The sequence below is a fragment of the Lachnoclostridium phocaeense genome, from assembly GCF_959599685.1.
Taxonomy (GTDB): domain Bacteria; phylum Bacillota; class Clostridia; order Lachnospirales; family Lachnospiraceae; genus Claveliimonas; species Claveliimonas monacensis.
Genome location: NZ_CAUGIN010000048.1, coordinates 1 through 12,790 on the forward strand (window position 1 = coordinate 1; position 12,790 = coordinate 12,790).

At 52.0% G+C, this 12,790-nt stretch carries 15 protein-coding genes; all 15 read right to left on the minus strand.

The features are described 5' to 3' along the window. Window positions 1-292: 292 nt before the first annotated feature. A complete protein-coding gene (locus Q5911_RS14290) occupies window positions 293-1,195 on the minus strand; it encodes a dihydroorotate dehydrogenase (RefSeq protein ID WP_303183792.1) in 903 nt (300 codons plus the stop codon). Continuing rightward, window positions 1,195-1,977, minus strand: coding sequence for a dihydroorotate dehydrogenase electron transfer subunit (locus Q5911_RS14295; RefSeq protein ID WP_303183794.1), 783 nt, complete (start codon window positions 1,975-1,977; stop codon window positions 1,195-1,197). Before Q5911_RS14295 ends, Q5911_RS14290 begins: the two co-directional genes overlap by 1 nt. A 14-nt stretch (window positions 1,978-1,991) precedes the next feature. After that, entirely contained in the window at window positions 1,992-2,918 is a 927-nt protein-coding gene (gene pyrF, locus Q5911_RS14300) for an orotidine-5'-phosphate decarboxylase (protein WP_076779042.1), read from the minus strand. After that, window positions 2,911-4,203, minus strand: coding sequence for a dihydroorotase (locus Q5911_RS14305; RefSeq protein WP_303183797.1), 1,293 nt, complete (start codon window positions 4,201-4,203; stop codon window positions 2,911-2,913). The genes pyrF and Q5911_RS14305 overlap by 8 nt, the downstream gene beginning before the upstream one ends. Before the next feature lie 137 nt (window positions 4,204-4,340). After that, the gene (locus tag Q5911_RS14310; protein ID WP_303183799.1) at window positions 4,341-5,483 is read right to left on the minus strand and encodes a S41 family peptidase; all 1,143 of its coding nucleotides are present in this window, start codon (window positions 5,481-5,483) and stop codon (window positions 4,341-4,343) included. A 32-nt stretch (window positions 5,484-5,515) separates the two neighbouring features. Beyond that, complete coding sequence (locus Q5911_RS14315; RefSeq protein WP_303183801.1) at window positions 5,516-6,646, minus strand: murein hydrolase activator EnvC family protein; 1,131 nt, start codon at window positions 6,644-6,646, stop codon at window positions 5,516-5,518. 96 nt (window positions 6,647-6,742) lie between these two features. Continuing rightward, complete coding sequence (ftsX, locus tag Q5911_RS14320; RefSeq protein ID WP_076779052.1) at window positions 6,743-7,651, minus strand: permease-like cell division protein FtsX; 909 nt, start codon at window positions 7,649-7,651, stop codon at window positions 6,743-6,745. After that, window positions 7,641-8,327 (minus strand): cell division ATP-binding protein FtsE, encoded by a 687-nt coding sequence (gene ftsE / locus Q5911_RS14325; protein WP_303183804.1) that lies wholly within the window; start codon window positions 8,325-8,327, stop codon window positions 7,641-7,643. The genes ftsX and ftsE overlap by 11 nt, the downstream gene beginning before the upstream one ends. A gap of 16 nt (window positions 8,328-8,343) precedes the next feature. Then, the gene (locus Q5911_RS14330) at window positions 8,344-9,429 is read right to left on the minus strand and encodes a PucR family transcriptional regulator (RefSeq protein ID WP_076779057.1); all 1,086 of its coding nucleotides are present in this window, start codon (window positions 9,427-9,429) and stop codon (window positions 8,344-8,346) included. A 210-nt stretch (window positions 9,430-9,639) separates the two neighbouring features. Then, window positions 9,640-10,335, minus strand: a complete 696-nt coding sequence (locus Q5911_RS14335; protein WP_076779060.1) for a WecB/TagA/CpsF family glycosyltransferase — start codon at window positions 10,333-10,335, stop codon at window positions 9,640-9,642. A 108-nt stretch (window positions 10,336-10,443) separates the two neighbouring features. Then, a complete protein-coding gene (locus tag Q5911_RS14340; RefSeq protein ID WP_076779061.1) occupies window positions 10,444-10,638 on the minus strand; it encodes a small, acid-soluble spore protein, alpha/beta type in 195 nt (64 codons plus the stop codon). Between the two features lie 82 nt (window positions 10,639-10,720). Further along, window positions 10,721-10,915: a PspC domain-containing protein gene (locus Q5911_RS14345; RefSeq protein WP_076779064.1), complete on the minus strand. Its 195-nt coding sequence runs from the start codon at window positions 10,913-10,915 to the stop codon at window positions 10,721-10,723. A 28-nt stretch (window positions 10,916-10,943) separates the two neighbouring features. Continuing rightward, window positions 10,944-11,780, minus strand: coding sequence for a DUF4097 family beta strand repeat-containing protein (locus tag Q5911_RS14350; protein ID WP_303183808.1), 837 nt, complete (start codon window positions 11,778-11,780; stop codon window positions 10,944-10,946). Further along, window positions 11,781-12,521 carry a DUF1700 domain-containing protein gene (locus Q5911_RS14355; RefSeq protein ID WP_076779068.1) on the minus strand — a complete coding sequence of 247 codons (741 nt, stop codon included), beginning with the start codon at window positions 12,519-12,521 and terminating at the stop codon, window positions 11,781-11,783. Further along, the coding region (locus tag Q5911_RS14360) for a PadR family transcriptional regulator (protein ID WP_303183811.1) at window positions 12,518-12,790 on the minus strand (273 nt) is incomplete at its 5' end. The genes Q5911_RS14355 and Q5911_RS14360, both read right to left, overlap by 4 nt.

Here is a 12,790-nt window from a genome sequence, read left to right on the forward strand (position 1 = left end):
CAAATTTCAGCACATCGCTGTCCACCATAAACTGGATAAATTCCTGCTTGTAACTTTCCATATCTTTCAAAACCTCCGTGTTTATAGGATTTTGTCCTTGCGTTTTCACTTTTTTGCCGCTGCGGGCAAATCCTCCTCTGCCTTAAAAGGACAGAAAGAGAGTCATTATATTCTTTTCAATTCTACCATACCCGCTAGAGATTTTCAATTCAGGAATTTCCCCCCGCTCTGTCAGATGCCGGCAAAAAAAGAGGACTGTCATGTCTCCACAACAGTCCTCTGGATCCTTCTGTTACCTGACAGCTCCCACCATGTCTTTCACAGTCTCAAATCCCTGCTTCTCCATATATTTCTCGATGCCATCAATGACTTTCAGGGTCACGGCCGGATCGTGGAAGTTGGCCGTTCCCACGGACACAGCGCTGGCCCCGGCCAGGATCATCTCAATGGCGTCCTCCGCCGTGGCAATACCTCCCATGCCGATAATGGGGATATTTACTGCCTGCGCCGCCTGGTACACCATCCGCACGGCAATGGGATGGACCGCCGGACCGGACACACCGCCTGTCTTATTTGCCAGGGCAAATGTCCTGCGGTTGATGTCGATCTTCATGCCGGTCAGTGTATTGATCAGGGAGATGGCGTCCGCGCCGCCTGCCTCCGCCGCCTTTGCGATCTCTGTGATATCCGTCACATTGGGGGTCAGCTTCATGATCACCGGCTGCTTTGCGATCTTCTTGATCTGTGCTGTCAGCTCCTCCACATGTCCCGCGTCCTGCCCGAAAGCCAAAAAACCAGCGTTCACATTTGGGCAGGAGATATTGATCTCCATCATGTCGATGGGCTCGTCTGCCAGCCGCTCCACCACTGCCAGATATTCTTCCGGCGCATGACCGCACACGTTCACAATGATCTTTGTGTCAAACTGCTTCAGATAGGGGATATCCCTCTGGCAGAACAGCTCAATGCCCGGGTTCTGCAGGCCGATGGCATTCATCATGCCGCCGTACACTTCCGCCACGCGGGGCGTCGGGTTGCCGCTCCAGGGTACATTTGCCACGCCCTTTGTGGTCACGGCGCCCAGACGGTTCAGATCCACAAAATCTGAAAATTCCTCGCCGGATCCGAATGTGCCGGAAGCCACAGTCACCGGGTTCTTCCACTCTACGCCCGCTATATTTACTCTCATGTCCATCAGATCTCCACCTCCGTCGATAAGAAGACCGGCCCGTCCTTGCAGATCCGCTTATTATTTACATTGCTGTGGGCATCCTTCTCCTTTGTCTTGCACACGCACCCGAGGCAGGCGCCGATGCCGCAGGCCATCCTCTCTTCCAGGGAAATGTAGCACGTAACACCTTTTTCTTCCGCATACTGTTTGATCGCCCGAAGCATGGGGGTGGGACCGCAGGCATAAATGATATCCGCCTCCAGGCCGAGCTCCCGCACTGCGTCCAGGACATTTCCTTTTACGCCCACGCTTCCGTCCTCTGTGGAGATAAAGAGCTCTCCGTTTTTCTCAAATTCCTCCCGCAGAAATGTCTGCCTGTCCCTGTATCCGGCAATGATCTGCTTTTTCTCGCAGTCCATCTCCTTTGCCAGCTCCAGGATGGGAGGCACGCCGATGCCGCCGCCCATGAGGAATGCTTTTTTCCCTTTTGCCTCCTCCAGGGGAAAGCCATTTCCCAGAGGGCCGACGATGAAGAGGCTCTCTCCTTCCTTCATCCGGGAAAACTGCTCTGTACCGGTGTTCTCTCCTGTCACCCGGTACACCACCCGCAGCGCCCCGCCTTCTCTGTCGATCTCGCAGATGCTGATGGGGCGGGGCAGCAGCTTTGTCCCGTCATTTGTATACATGGATATGAACTGCCCCGGCTTTGCTGTCTTTGCAGCCTCCGTGCATATCCACATGCTGAAGATCCCCTCCGCAAGCTGCTCCTGGGAGATGATCTGTACCTGTTCTTTCTTCTTTGTCATCTTTTCCTTCTCCTTTACCGGTTTTCCAGCGCTCCGGCAATATCGGCGATCATATCTTCCACCGCAGCCCTGGAAGCGTCTCCAAAGGCCTCTGCTCCGAAGGAAGCATATTTCTCCTGCTTGTAGGCAGCGATGATCCCTCTGGATGAGTTTACGATGGCGCCAAGGCCGTCCTCATTGAAGAAGTGCACCAGATCTTTTCCCTGGCCACCCTGTGCGCCGTAGCCCGGCACAAGGATGTAGGCCTTGGGCATGATCTTGCGCAGCACTTTTCCCATCTCCGGGTATGTGGCGCCCACAACTGCACCCACGTAGCTGTAGGAACATCCCATGCACTCCTGGCCCCACTCATTGACTTTCTCGCCCACCAGCTCGTAGAGCGGACGTCCGTCGATAAGCTGATCCTGGAACTCCCCGCTGGAAGGATTGGATGTCTTCACAAGGATGAAAAGTCCCTTCTGCTCTTTCTTGCACACGTCGATAAAGGGCTTCACACCGTCGGATCCAAGGTAGGGGTTGACTGTCACAAAATCCTCGTCAAAAGGAGCAAATGTATTGCTTCCCACCTGCACTTTTCCGATGTGTCCTGTGGCGTAGGCTGCGGAAGTGGAGCCGATGTCCCCTCTCTTGATATCGCCGATCACAACCAGGCCTTTTTCTTTACAGTAGTCCACAGTCTTTTTGAAAGCTGCAAGTCCCGGGATACCGAACTGCTCGTACATGGCAATCTGGGGCTTCACAGCCGGGATCAGATCGTATGTCTTGTCCACGATCTCTTTGTTAAACTGCCAGATGGCCTCAGCGGCTCCCTCCAGGGTCTCGCCGAACTCAGCAAAGGCCTTTTTCTGCACATGCTCCGGAATGTAGCTGAGCATGGGGTCCAGTCCCACTACAATGGGAGCTCCTGTCTTTTTGATATTGCTTACTAACTGATTAATCAATGGTTTTTCCTCCTTCGTATACAATCCGTCCGCCCACGATGGTGCAGCGCACTTCTCCTTTTACCCTCCTGCCGTGGAAAGGTGTGTTTTTCCCTTTGGATAAAAATGTATTCTTGTCGATCACGTACTCTTTCCGGGGATCAAAGATCACCACGTCCGCGATCTTGCCCGCGCTGACAGATCCCTTGTCGGAAAGTCCCAGTATGCGGGCCGGGTTATAACTCATCTTCTCTGCCATCTGCATGGGAGTGAGGACGCCTTTTTCCACCAGCTCCGTGTAAGTCAGTGCTGCGGACGTCTCCAGTCCTACAATGCCAAAAGCCGCCAGCTTCATGGAGCGGTTCTTCTCCGCCTCCGCGTGGGGCGCGTGGTCTGTGGCAATGACATCCACCACGTCATTTTTCAGTGCCTCTCTCAGAGCCTCCACATCCGCTCTGCTGCGAAGAGGCGGGTTCATCTTAAAGTTGCCGTCATCCTCACAGATATCGTCCGTGGAAAGGATAAAGTGATGGGGACACACTTCCCCGGTCACAGGCAGTCCCTCCTTCTTCGCCAGCGCCAGCATCTTTGCGCTGTCCGCTGTGGAGCAGTGGCACAGGTGAAGCTGCACACCTGTCTCTTTTGCCAGCAGGATGTCCCTGGCCACGATGACGTCCTCCACCGCGTTAGTGATGCCCGGAAGTCCCAGTTCCCTGGCTTTCTCATCCGCGTTCATAACGCCGCCTTCCACCATGGTAATGTCCTCACAATGGGCAAACACGGCTACGCCTTCCTTCTTCGCCGCCTGCATCCCCTTCCGGTAGAGAGAGGCATTCATGACAGACTTTCCGTCCTCGCTGATGGCACGGCAGCCGTTCTCAGCCATCCCGTTAATGTCCGCCAGCTCTTCTCCCTTCTGGCCTCTTGTCACAGCTCCAAGCTGGATGACATTTGTGAGGGATTCTCTCTTGGCCCTCTCCATGACCTCCCGCACTTTCACACCGTTGTCAATGACCGGCTTTGTGTTGGGCATGGCGCACACGGTTGTAACGCCGCCCCGGACAGCCGCCCGGCCGCCTGTGGCAAGGGTTTCCTTGTACTCCAGTCCGGGATCCCGGAAATGCACGTGCAGATCGATAAAGCCCGGCATCACCCAGCATCCGTCCGCATCGATGACCCGGTCGCTCTCCGTCTCAATATTCTTCTCCACCTCTGTGATCCGATCCCCGTCGATCAGCACGTCACATATATCATCCAGCCCTGTCCCGGGATCAAGCACATGTCCGTTTTTAATTAAAATCGTCATAGCCCGCATTCCTTTCTACATACATACTCTGTTATATTTTATCATACACATATAAGAAATGGAACGGGGAATTTCCCGTTCCATTTCTTCGGCAGCGGCCGCTGCCTATATCCACTTTTTCACAATATCCTGTCGGTTTACTGCTGCGCCACTACTTCCATGGCCTTCTCGAGCTGATTGTCCGCGTCCGGGTTGTTTTCATCGTACTGGTACTCCACTTCCACGTCCGGGGTGATCCCCTCCCCGTCAATGCTGCGGCCGTTGGGTGTAAAGTACTCCGCAATGGTCAGCTTCACGCTTGTTCCATCCTGCAGGTCAAAGACGCTCTGGACAACTCCCTTTCCGTAGGACTGGGTTCCCACGATCTGCCCCAGGCCGTAGTCCTGGATAGCTCCTGCGAAGATCTCCGAGGCGCTGGCGCTGTAGCCGTTCATCATGACAACCAGGGGTTTGTCGAACTGATTTTCCTCGTCAGAGGTGTACTCCTCCCGCTCCCCGTTCTTATCCTCCGTGTAGACAATGAGCCCCTCCGGCAGCATCAGATCCAGGATATCGCAGACCGTATCCAGATTGCCGCCGGGATTGCTGCGCAGGTCCACGATCAGTCTCTCCATGCCCTGGTCTTCTAAATCCTCCAGCGCCTCCTTATACTGCTCATAAGTCACGGTGTCGAATTCCGTGATGCGGATGTAGCCCACATTGTTTTCCTTCATCTCATGGGACACAGTCTGGGCCTCTATGGTGTCTCTTGTGATGGCCAGTTCCTCCTCCTCGCCGGTGTCCGCCCGGAGGACTGTGAGGGTCACCTGGGTTCCCTTCTCCCCCTTGACTTTGCTCACCACGTCGGACAGGTCCTCTCCTGTCACCTCTTCGCCCTCCACCTTATAGAGGGTGTCGCCGTCCCGCATGCCGGCCTCCTGGGCAGGAGAGCCGTCGTACACCTGGAGGACCGTGATAACGCCGGTCTCCCGGTCCTGGCTCATGAGCGCGCCCACTCCGCCGAACTCGCCGGACAGGCTCTCGCTCATCTGCTTCGTCTCCTCCTCGTCGTAGTAGACCGAGTAGGGATCTCCCAGCCCTTCAATATAGCCTTTGTAGACACCCTCCGACAGGTCCGTCTCATCCACATCGCCGATATAATACCGGTCGATGAGTCCGTTCAGGAGCTCCATCTTCTGACTCTCTTCACTTTTAAAAACGCTGCAGGAGACAACTCCTCCTGCCAGTAATACAACGAGGGCGCCAGCAAGCGCCCCCTTAAAAAAACTATGATTTTTCATATAAGTAGTCCTGTTCTCCGTCTCCTGATTGCTTACAGATACAGTCTCGGATCAACCGGTGTTCCGTTTACATGCACCTCAAAGTGAAGGTGCGCTCCGGTGGAGATACCGGTAGAACCGACAGCCGCGATATTCTTTCCTGCACTTACTGACTGCCCTGCACTTACATAAATGGCACTGCAGTGCTGATACAGCGTAGACAGGCCATCACCATGATTGATAATCACGTAGTTTCCTCTGGCTGAATTGTATGCTACAGTCGTCACTGTGCCGGATGCCGCCGCATAGATGGGCGTTCCGGATGCTGCTGCGTAGTCCCGGCCTTTGTGATTGGTACTTCCAATACCACCCGGTGAATTTCTTCCGCCAAACTCACTACTGATATACGCTGCCGGGCAGGGATTCTGGAGTCTTCCTGTTCCTCCCGATGGTGTATAGTCATCTACCGGACCATTATTTACATTATTATTGTTATTATTGGCTTCCTGTTGCAGTCTTGCCTGCTCTGCCGCAGCTGCCTGCAGCTGAGAGATCTTGGCGTTTGTCTCGCTCAGCTCGGACTTGAGGCTTGCGATCTCAGCGCTCTTTGTATCGATGAGAGTCTGGAGCTCTGTCTGCTGGTTCTGAAGATTTGTCTGCATCTCCTCCAGCTCTGCATTTTCCTTCTCCAGCTCTTCCTGCTGCTTCTCCACTTTATCCACAATATTCTGGAACTCCACCAGCATATTCCTGTCATACTCGGAAATCTGGTTGATATACTCCGCGTTGCTCAGAAACTCTGCAATGCTCTTGGACTCCAGCAGCGTCTCCAGAAACTGACCGTTGCCGTTCTCATACATATACTGTATGCGGAGCTTCATGCTTTCATACTGGTTATTTTCGTCAATGCGGGCCGCGTCCAGCTCATCAGACTTCTTAACGATCTCCTCCTGCTTTTTCTCAATGTCAGCCTGGGTCTTCTCCATATCTGACACGATCCCTTCCAGCTGGCTGGCGAGCTTATCTTTCTCTGCCTGAGCCGCGTCGATCTGGCTCTGCTGCTGGCTGGCTTTGTTCTGCGCATCCTGCAGATCATCTGCCTTCGCCGTCACATTCACCTGCAGCCCCATTCCTGCCACGAGCGCTGCTGCCACTAACACACTGACAATCTTTTTTCTGATCATAGTTTTCTCTCCCTTACTTTGTACCCCTTTTTGTCTCCCCTGTGACTGTGTTTATAGTTCCATTTATCTGCAGTCAGATGCACGCGCATCTGGATGCTACACTTTCAGGTGTTTGCGGATGGTGAAGAAACTTCCCACAAATCCGATGCCCACACCGAGGGCAAGGCCTACCGGAAGCAGAACTTTGTACACTTCTGTCACCGGAAGGAAATCCAGAATATTATTTAACAGATTAAATCGTGTGAGGATGTATGAAACCGCTTTTCCATACATAAAATATAACAGTACAAGCGGTATGATGGCTCCGATCAGTCCGATGACCACACCTTCGATAACGAAAGGCGCCCGGACGAATCCGTCCTTCGCTCCTATATATTTCATAATGGCAATCTCCTCACGCCGGACCGTGATACCCATAGTAACGGTGTTGCTGATCAGGAAGATCGACACTGCCAGAAGAATGGCGATAATGGCGATGGAAACGTAAGTGATCAGCCTGTTGACGCTGCTGAGGGTATCTGCCACAACGTCAGACTTGTTGACCCTTCTGACGCCATCCAGGCTCTCCGCAAAGCTTACTACGTCATCCTGTTTGGAGACATCCTCCATATACACTGCGTAGTTGTCAGAATTGGCCAGCGGATTGTCATCCTTGAAACCTTCCGCCAGGCTGGAATCCTCGCCAAAATATTCACTCTGGAATGACTCCCAAGCGTCGTCCGCGGATACATACTCCACATCCAGCACGCCGTCGCATTCTCTCAGCTCGTCGCCTATCTCATCGACCCGGGACTGCTCCAGCCCCTCCTCGAAGAACACGGTGATGGCCACACCTTCCTCGGCTTTCTGGACAATATAGTTAAAGTTCATAACAATTGCAAAGAACAGACCAAACACAAAAATACATGCCGCCATGGTCGCAATGGACGCAATGGAGAACAGCTTGTTACGGGCAATGTTCTTAAACCCCTGTCTTGTCGAATATCCGACTGTACTAATCTTCATTATTATACCCACCTTTTTGCTCGTCGCTGACAATGACTCCCTTTTTCATTGTCACCACTCGTTTTCTCATCTCGTTTACGATCTCCTGGTTATGTGTCACGACCAGGACAGTCGTTCCCCTCTCATTGGCCTCCTCAAGAAGCTTCATGATCTCCCAGGAATTGGTCGGATCCAGGTTTCCCGTAGGCTCATCAGCCAGAAGGATCGTAGGCTCATTCACAATAGCCCTGGCAATGGCAACCCTCTGCTGCTCACCTCCGGAGAGCTCCTTTGGATAAGACTTATATTTCTGGGCAAGACCTACCAGAGAAAGAGCCGCAGGCACTTTCTTCTTGATAATCCTGGGCGATGTCTCCACGACACGCTGGGCAAAGGCAATATTCTCATATATATTTCGGTCTTTCAGAAGACGGAAATCCTGGAACACGACACCAAGACCCCTGCGGTACATAGAGATCTGTTTGTGTTTCAGCCTCTCCAGATTCTGCCCGTTCACGACGATCGTACCGGAAGTCGGTTCCAGTTCCTTCATGATCAGACGGATCAAAGTCGATTTACCTGATCCGCTGTCCCCGACGATGAAGACAAACTCACCCTGCTCGATCTTCAGAGTCACACCGTTCAGAGCCGCAACTCCCTTCGAGTATTCTTTCGTTACTTCGTTCAGTTCAATCATATTTTCCTCCTAATTATCAATACTCCAGTGATTCCATGTATTTCATGTACTTCACTACCATCAGCGCAATCTTGAATGTGATGGCATCCTCAAATACACGGAGATCAAGCCCCGTGCTCTTCTGCAGCTTATCTAACCTGTAGACAAGCGTATTGCGGTGGATGTAGAGCTGTCTCGATGTCTCGGACACATTCAGACTGTTCTCAAAGAATTTATTGATAGTCGTCAGCGTCTCCTCATCGAACTCGTCCGGCGATTTCCCCTCAAAAATCTCGCGGATGAACATTTTACAGAGCGGAATGGGAAGCTGATAGATCAGGCGGCCGATCCCCAATGTACTGTAGGCAATGACTTTCCGGTCATCAAAAAAGATCTTCCCCACATCCAGGGCAAGCTTTGCCTCCTTGTAGGACTTAGACACCTCTTTGATGTCATTGATCACGGTTCCGTATGCAATGCGGATGTCGTCATCCTCCCCCTTCAGGAGTTCCAGTATGGTTCCGGCTGTCTTCTCCAGTTCTGCATGCCCGTCTGAAGGCGCCAGCTCTTTTACAATTATAATATCTTTCTCGTCGACTGCTGTGACAAAATCCTTTGTCTTGTTGCCCAGAAGGCCCCGGACATGGTCCAGCATGCTGCTGTCTTTCTCACGGGCAGTCTCCACTATAAAGATAACACGTCTGACCTCTGTGTCAATATGTAATTTTTTTGCACGATTATAAATATCTACCAGAAGCAGATTGTCCAGAAGAAGATTTTTTATAAAATTGTCCTTGTCAAACCGCTCTTTGTAGGCTGTCAGAAGGGTCTGTATCTGAAAGGCCGCAACTTTGCCCACCATGTATACATCGTCGCTTCCGCCGTTGGCAAGAAGGATGTATTCAAGCTGGTGTTCGTCAAAAATCTTAAAAAACTGATAGCCCTGTATCACCTGGCTGTCCGCCGGCGACTCCACAAAAGAAAGTACAGATGCTTCATAGTTCTCCTGTTCGGCAAATGTGCTGGCCAGAGACTTTCCGTCTGTATCCATGACACACAGATCGATCCGCGTGATCGCTTTTAAGCCATCGATGGTGTTTTGTAGTATTTGATTAGATATCATATTCCATCTCCTCCACTCATTTCAATATGCATTTTACACAATGTATTTACGCACATTTACCGCTTTTTGCATATTACTCTTTTCTATACTAATATAAATCCACAAAAAAAGAAAGAGGAAATCACACATTTTTGTTAATTTCCTCAATTTTCTTCCTGTATTTTGTTTATTTCCACATTGTCAGGCGCTATACAAATTGCCTCAAAAAACTCAGTGCTGGGCCGCTGTCTCCAGCTCCTTTTTCCTGTTTTTTTCCACTTCATGGCGGAAAAGCCTGTGGTTGATAAACTGAGCGATCCTCTCCAGCCTGCCCCTGCTCCGGTAGATGGGATTTTCGCTTTTTCCCACTCCCAGCCAGACTCTCGCGTTCAGCAGAAGCCTGTTCCTGGTGATAAATTCTTCCTGTCCCGGAGAAGATAAGGAAGCTATAATGCAGTCTGTCTCCGCACCGTTGACCGCATTGACCACCAGGTCATCAGCCTCATCCGTGGGCGACACTTTTGCCATACCGGCGATCTGTATCCCGCTGTATCCCTCTTCCAGAAAGCGGTAAAATCCTTCCGCCTCCTCCTCTGTCTCCACAAGGAGAAAGACTCTGGAATGATTTTTGTGAAGAAAGCGGAAAAACATCTTAAGATACGTTCTCTGCTCAATCTCCTGGAGCTGTCTTTTCTCACCCAGATCCACCCCTTCCAGGATCTCTTTCTCACCCGGGATCACAAGATCGATCTTCTCTATATTTTCACGCAGGGAAGGGTCACTGGAGGCGTACATCAAGGTATCCACCGTGACCATCTCGATTACATTGATCGCTTCTGTCCCCATATATGCCACAGTCCGCTTCATGGCCTCCTTGGCGGTACAGTCATCTATGCCAATATTCAGCACTTGAATTCTTCCGTCCATTGATCATCACCCGCTATTCCCTCTGGCTGTCGATTATAGCAAAATGACCTGTCCTTTTCAACCTTTGACACTAAATCTTCACACTTCGTAATATTTTTAACAGTTTTGTCACTTTTGGTTTTTCTGCCGCCTTTTCTTGGTGATCAGGCCGCCAATGCGGCCGGTCTCCTTGGACGACAGGGATTTCCACCCATCTTCCATGACCTTGTCAAGCAGACCCAGTTCCTCTGCGATCTCGTACTTCAGTTTCTCCTCCTCTGTAAGCGCATTCAGATCCACAGGTTTTTCTTTTTTCTTTCCCATATGCCTGCCCCTTTCCAAAATAGATTGCTATCTGGAAGTATTGACAGGACTTCTGCTTTTATACAGCTTTTACACAGCCGTTTTATTGCCTGGGATCATCCGGTATGATAATGGCTGCGATGAGATAGGCCAGAAAACCACTCCCGCCTGCAAAGATGAACAGGACGAAGGCCAGCCTTATGAGAGTCGGGTCAATTCCAAAGTACTCTGCTATTCCCCCGCACACGCCGCAGATCATGCGCTCTTTTCTCGAGCGGTAAAGTCTTTTTGTATCCATACAGATCCTTCCTTTCTTTTTTTACTTTCTACTCCTCAAAATAGATGTCTGCCCTGCCCACATCGCAGGCGATATTCATCGCCTTCTGGGCACTATTGTCAATATTCTGCTCCACAGACAGGCCGGAGTAGCTGTTCTCTCCCAGAGTCAGTTCTCCTACGCCGCACTCCAGTCTGTAGTTGAAATCCGCCTCTCTCCCTGCAGCTGTGTAAGTGAGAACGCCCACGCCGCACTCCAGGTCAGCCTGCTGCTTCGTGTCCCCGGAAGCGTCTATGGTTCCCACGCCCACTTCCAAGTCCAGCTCATCCGCTGTAAACCAGTCCACGATGGCAGATCCTGTGCCCACTTCCATCTTCAGTTCCCTGGCTTCTATATCCTCCACATAGAGTTCTCCTACCCCTATCTGGAGATCTGCCTCATCCAGCTGAAATGCCTCCGGAATATAGATCCACACATTTCCATAATTTCCCTGGTTGATCCTCCACGGGAAGCGCCTGGCTGTCGTCTCCACCTTCAGCTCTCCGTCTTCCTCCGTCACCTGGAACTTCAGGGCGGAATAAATATCTTCTGTCTGCACAGTGATCCCGCTGCCCGTGCCCTTTAGGATCTGGACATTCAGCCCCTCTGTGTCCAGCTTCAGCGCGTGGATGTCACCGTATGTCCGGTCTGTATCCGCCTCCATAGGGGCGTCGCCATAATCATAGGACACGCCGGCCTCCCCCCGTCCCAGACCGATCCAATCCGGAATATAGTTATCCATAACCGTCAGTGTAGCTCCCATCACTTTCCCGCTGATCAGGCACACACACCCGATGCCGGCCACCACGCCGCAGGTGATCCAGAAATTCTTCCATCCTTTTTTCATTTATCCCACCGCCTTTCTCCTGTGAAACGGACGTCTGCAAAGTTCCACGAAAAATCGGAACAGACCCGGCAGCACGATGATGCAGAGCCTTACGGCTGCCACGGTCAGGATCGCTCCGATCACTGCCAGGATCATGCCGCTTCCGATCAGAGCCAGCCCCGTGGGCAGATCCGGCACCAGGGCCAGTATCCCCGCAAAGAAGAGGACGATCCCCACAATAGCCAGCACAATAGCTGCAACCGCAAACCCGAGAAAGACTGCAAAGGCCGCAACGGCGAGCATCACCACGGCACAGAGGAGAAAAAGCCCTACCGGGACCACAATGGGTGCGCAGACAAGAAGGATCAGAACGATCAGGATGATCTTCCAGGTCCGGCTTGATCTGGACTGGCTGTAACTGCCCTCCGGACCCGGTCCGCCATCCTGGCTGTACCCGCCGCTTCTCTGGCTGTCCGGGCCAGGGCCTCCCGGCCTTGCAGGGGCCTCCCTGTGCTCAAACCTGGTATCTGTATATCCGGTCTCCCGAAATTCTCCTTCCTCCCCGGCCTTTCCTCCCAGGCCGGCCTTGATCTCAGCTGCCACCTTGGCGGGACTGCCAAGCTCCCGGATGATCTCCGCCTCGTTTTCTTCTCCCGCCTCGTCAAAATAATCGTTGTAGTATTTCATTGCCTCTGTGCGCTCCTCCACAGATATGTCCTGCAGAAGCGCGGCCAGCTCAAGCATAAACTGTATGCGGTTCATAAGATAGCACCTCCCTCAAAAATTTCGCTGATCTTTTTCGAATACGTCCTCCATTCGGACCTGTACAGATTCAGCTGCGCTTCACCTCTCGGCGTAATCTTGTAGTATCGCCGGTTCCTCCCGTCGTACTGCATATCGTACACTTCCAGGCAGTCATCCTTCTGCAGTCTTCTGAGTACAGGATACAGAGTGGATTCCGACACTTCGATGGCCTTTCTTACATCCTGGGTGATCTTATAACCGTATGTCCCGTCTTTTTCTCTTGAAAC

Excerpts from the sequence above, each read along its gene's own strand:
- Q5911_RS14310 (WP_303183799.1), bottom strand. The coding sequence starts at position 5,483 with ATGAAAAATCATAGTTTTTTTAAGGGGGCGCTTGCTGGCGCCCTCGTT.
- Q5911_RS14350 (WP_303183808.1), bottom strand. The coding sequence starts at position 11,780 with ATGAAAAAAGGATGGAAGAATTTCTGGATCACCTGCGGCGTGGTGGCC.
- Q5911_RS14315 (WP_303183801.1), bottom strand. The coding sequence starts at position 6,646 with ATGATCAGAAAAAAGATTGTCAGTGTGTTAGTGGCAGCAGCGCTCGTG.
- Q5911_RS14290 (WP_303183792.1), bottom strand. The coding sequence starts at position 1,195 with ATGGACATGAGAGTAAATATAGCGGGCGTAGAGTGGAAGAACCCGGTG.
- ftsX (WP_076779052.1), bottom strand. The coding sequence starts at position 7,651 with ATGAAGATTAGTACAGTCGGATATTCGACAAGACAGGGGTTTAAGAAC.
- Q5911_RS14340 (WP_076779061.1), bottom strand. The coding sequence starts at position 10,638 with ATGGGAAAGAAAAAAGAAAAACCTGTGGATCTGAATGCGCTTACAGAG.
- Q5911_RS14305 (WP_303183797.1), bottom strand. The coding sequence starts at position 4,203 with ATGACGATTTTAATTAAAAACGGACATGTGCTTGATCCCGGGACAGGG.
- Q5911_RS14355 (WP_076779068.1), bottom strand. The coding sequence starts at position 12,521 with ATGAACCGCATACAGTTTATGCTTGAGCTGGCCGCGCTTCTGCAGGAC.
- ftsE (WP_303183804.1), bottom strand. The coding sequence starts at position 8,327 with ATGATTGAACTGAACGAAGTAACGAAAGAATACTCGAAGGGAGTTGCG.
- Q5911_RS14335 (WP_076779060.1), bottom strand. The coding sequence starts at position 10,335 with ATGGACGGAAGAATTCAAGTGCTGAATATTGGCATAGATGACTGTACC.
- Q5911_RS14330 (WP_076779057.1), bottom strand. The coding sequence starts at position 9,429 with ATGATATCTAATCAAATACTACAAAACACCATCGATGGCTTAAAAGCG.
- Q5911_RS14295 (WP_303183794.1), bottom strand. The coding sequence starts at position 1,977 with ATGACAAAGAAGAAAGAACAGGTACAGATCATCTCCCAGGAGCAGCTT.
- Q5911_RS14345 (WP_076779064.1), bottom strand. The coding sequence starts at position 10,915 with ATGGATACAAAAAGACTTTACCGCTCGAGAAAAGAGCGCATGATCTGC.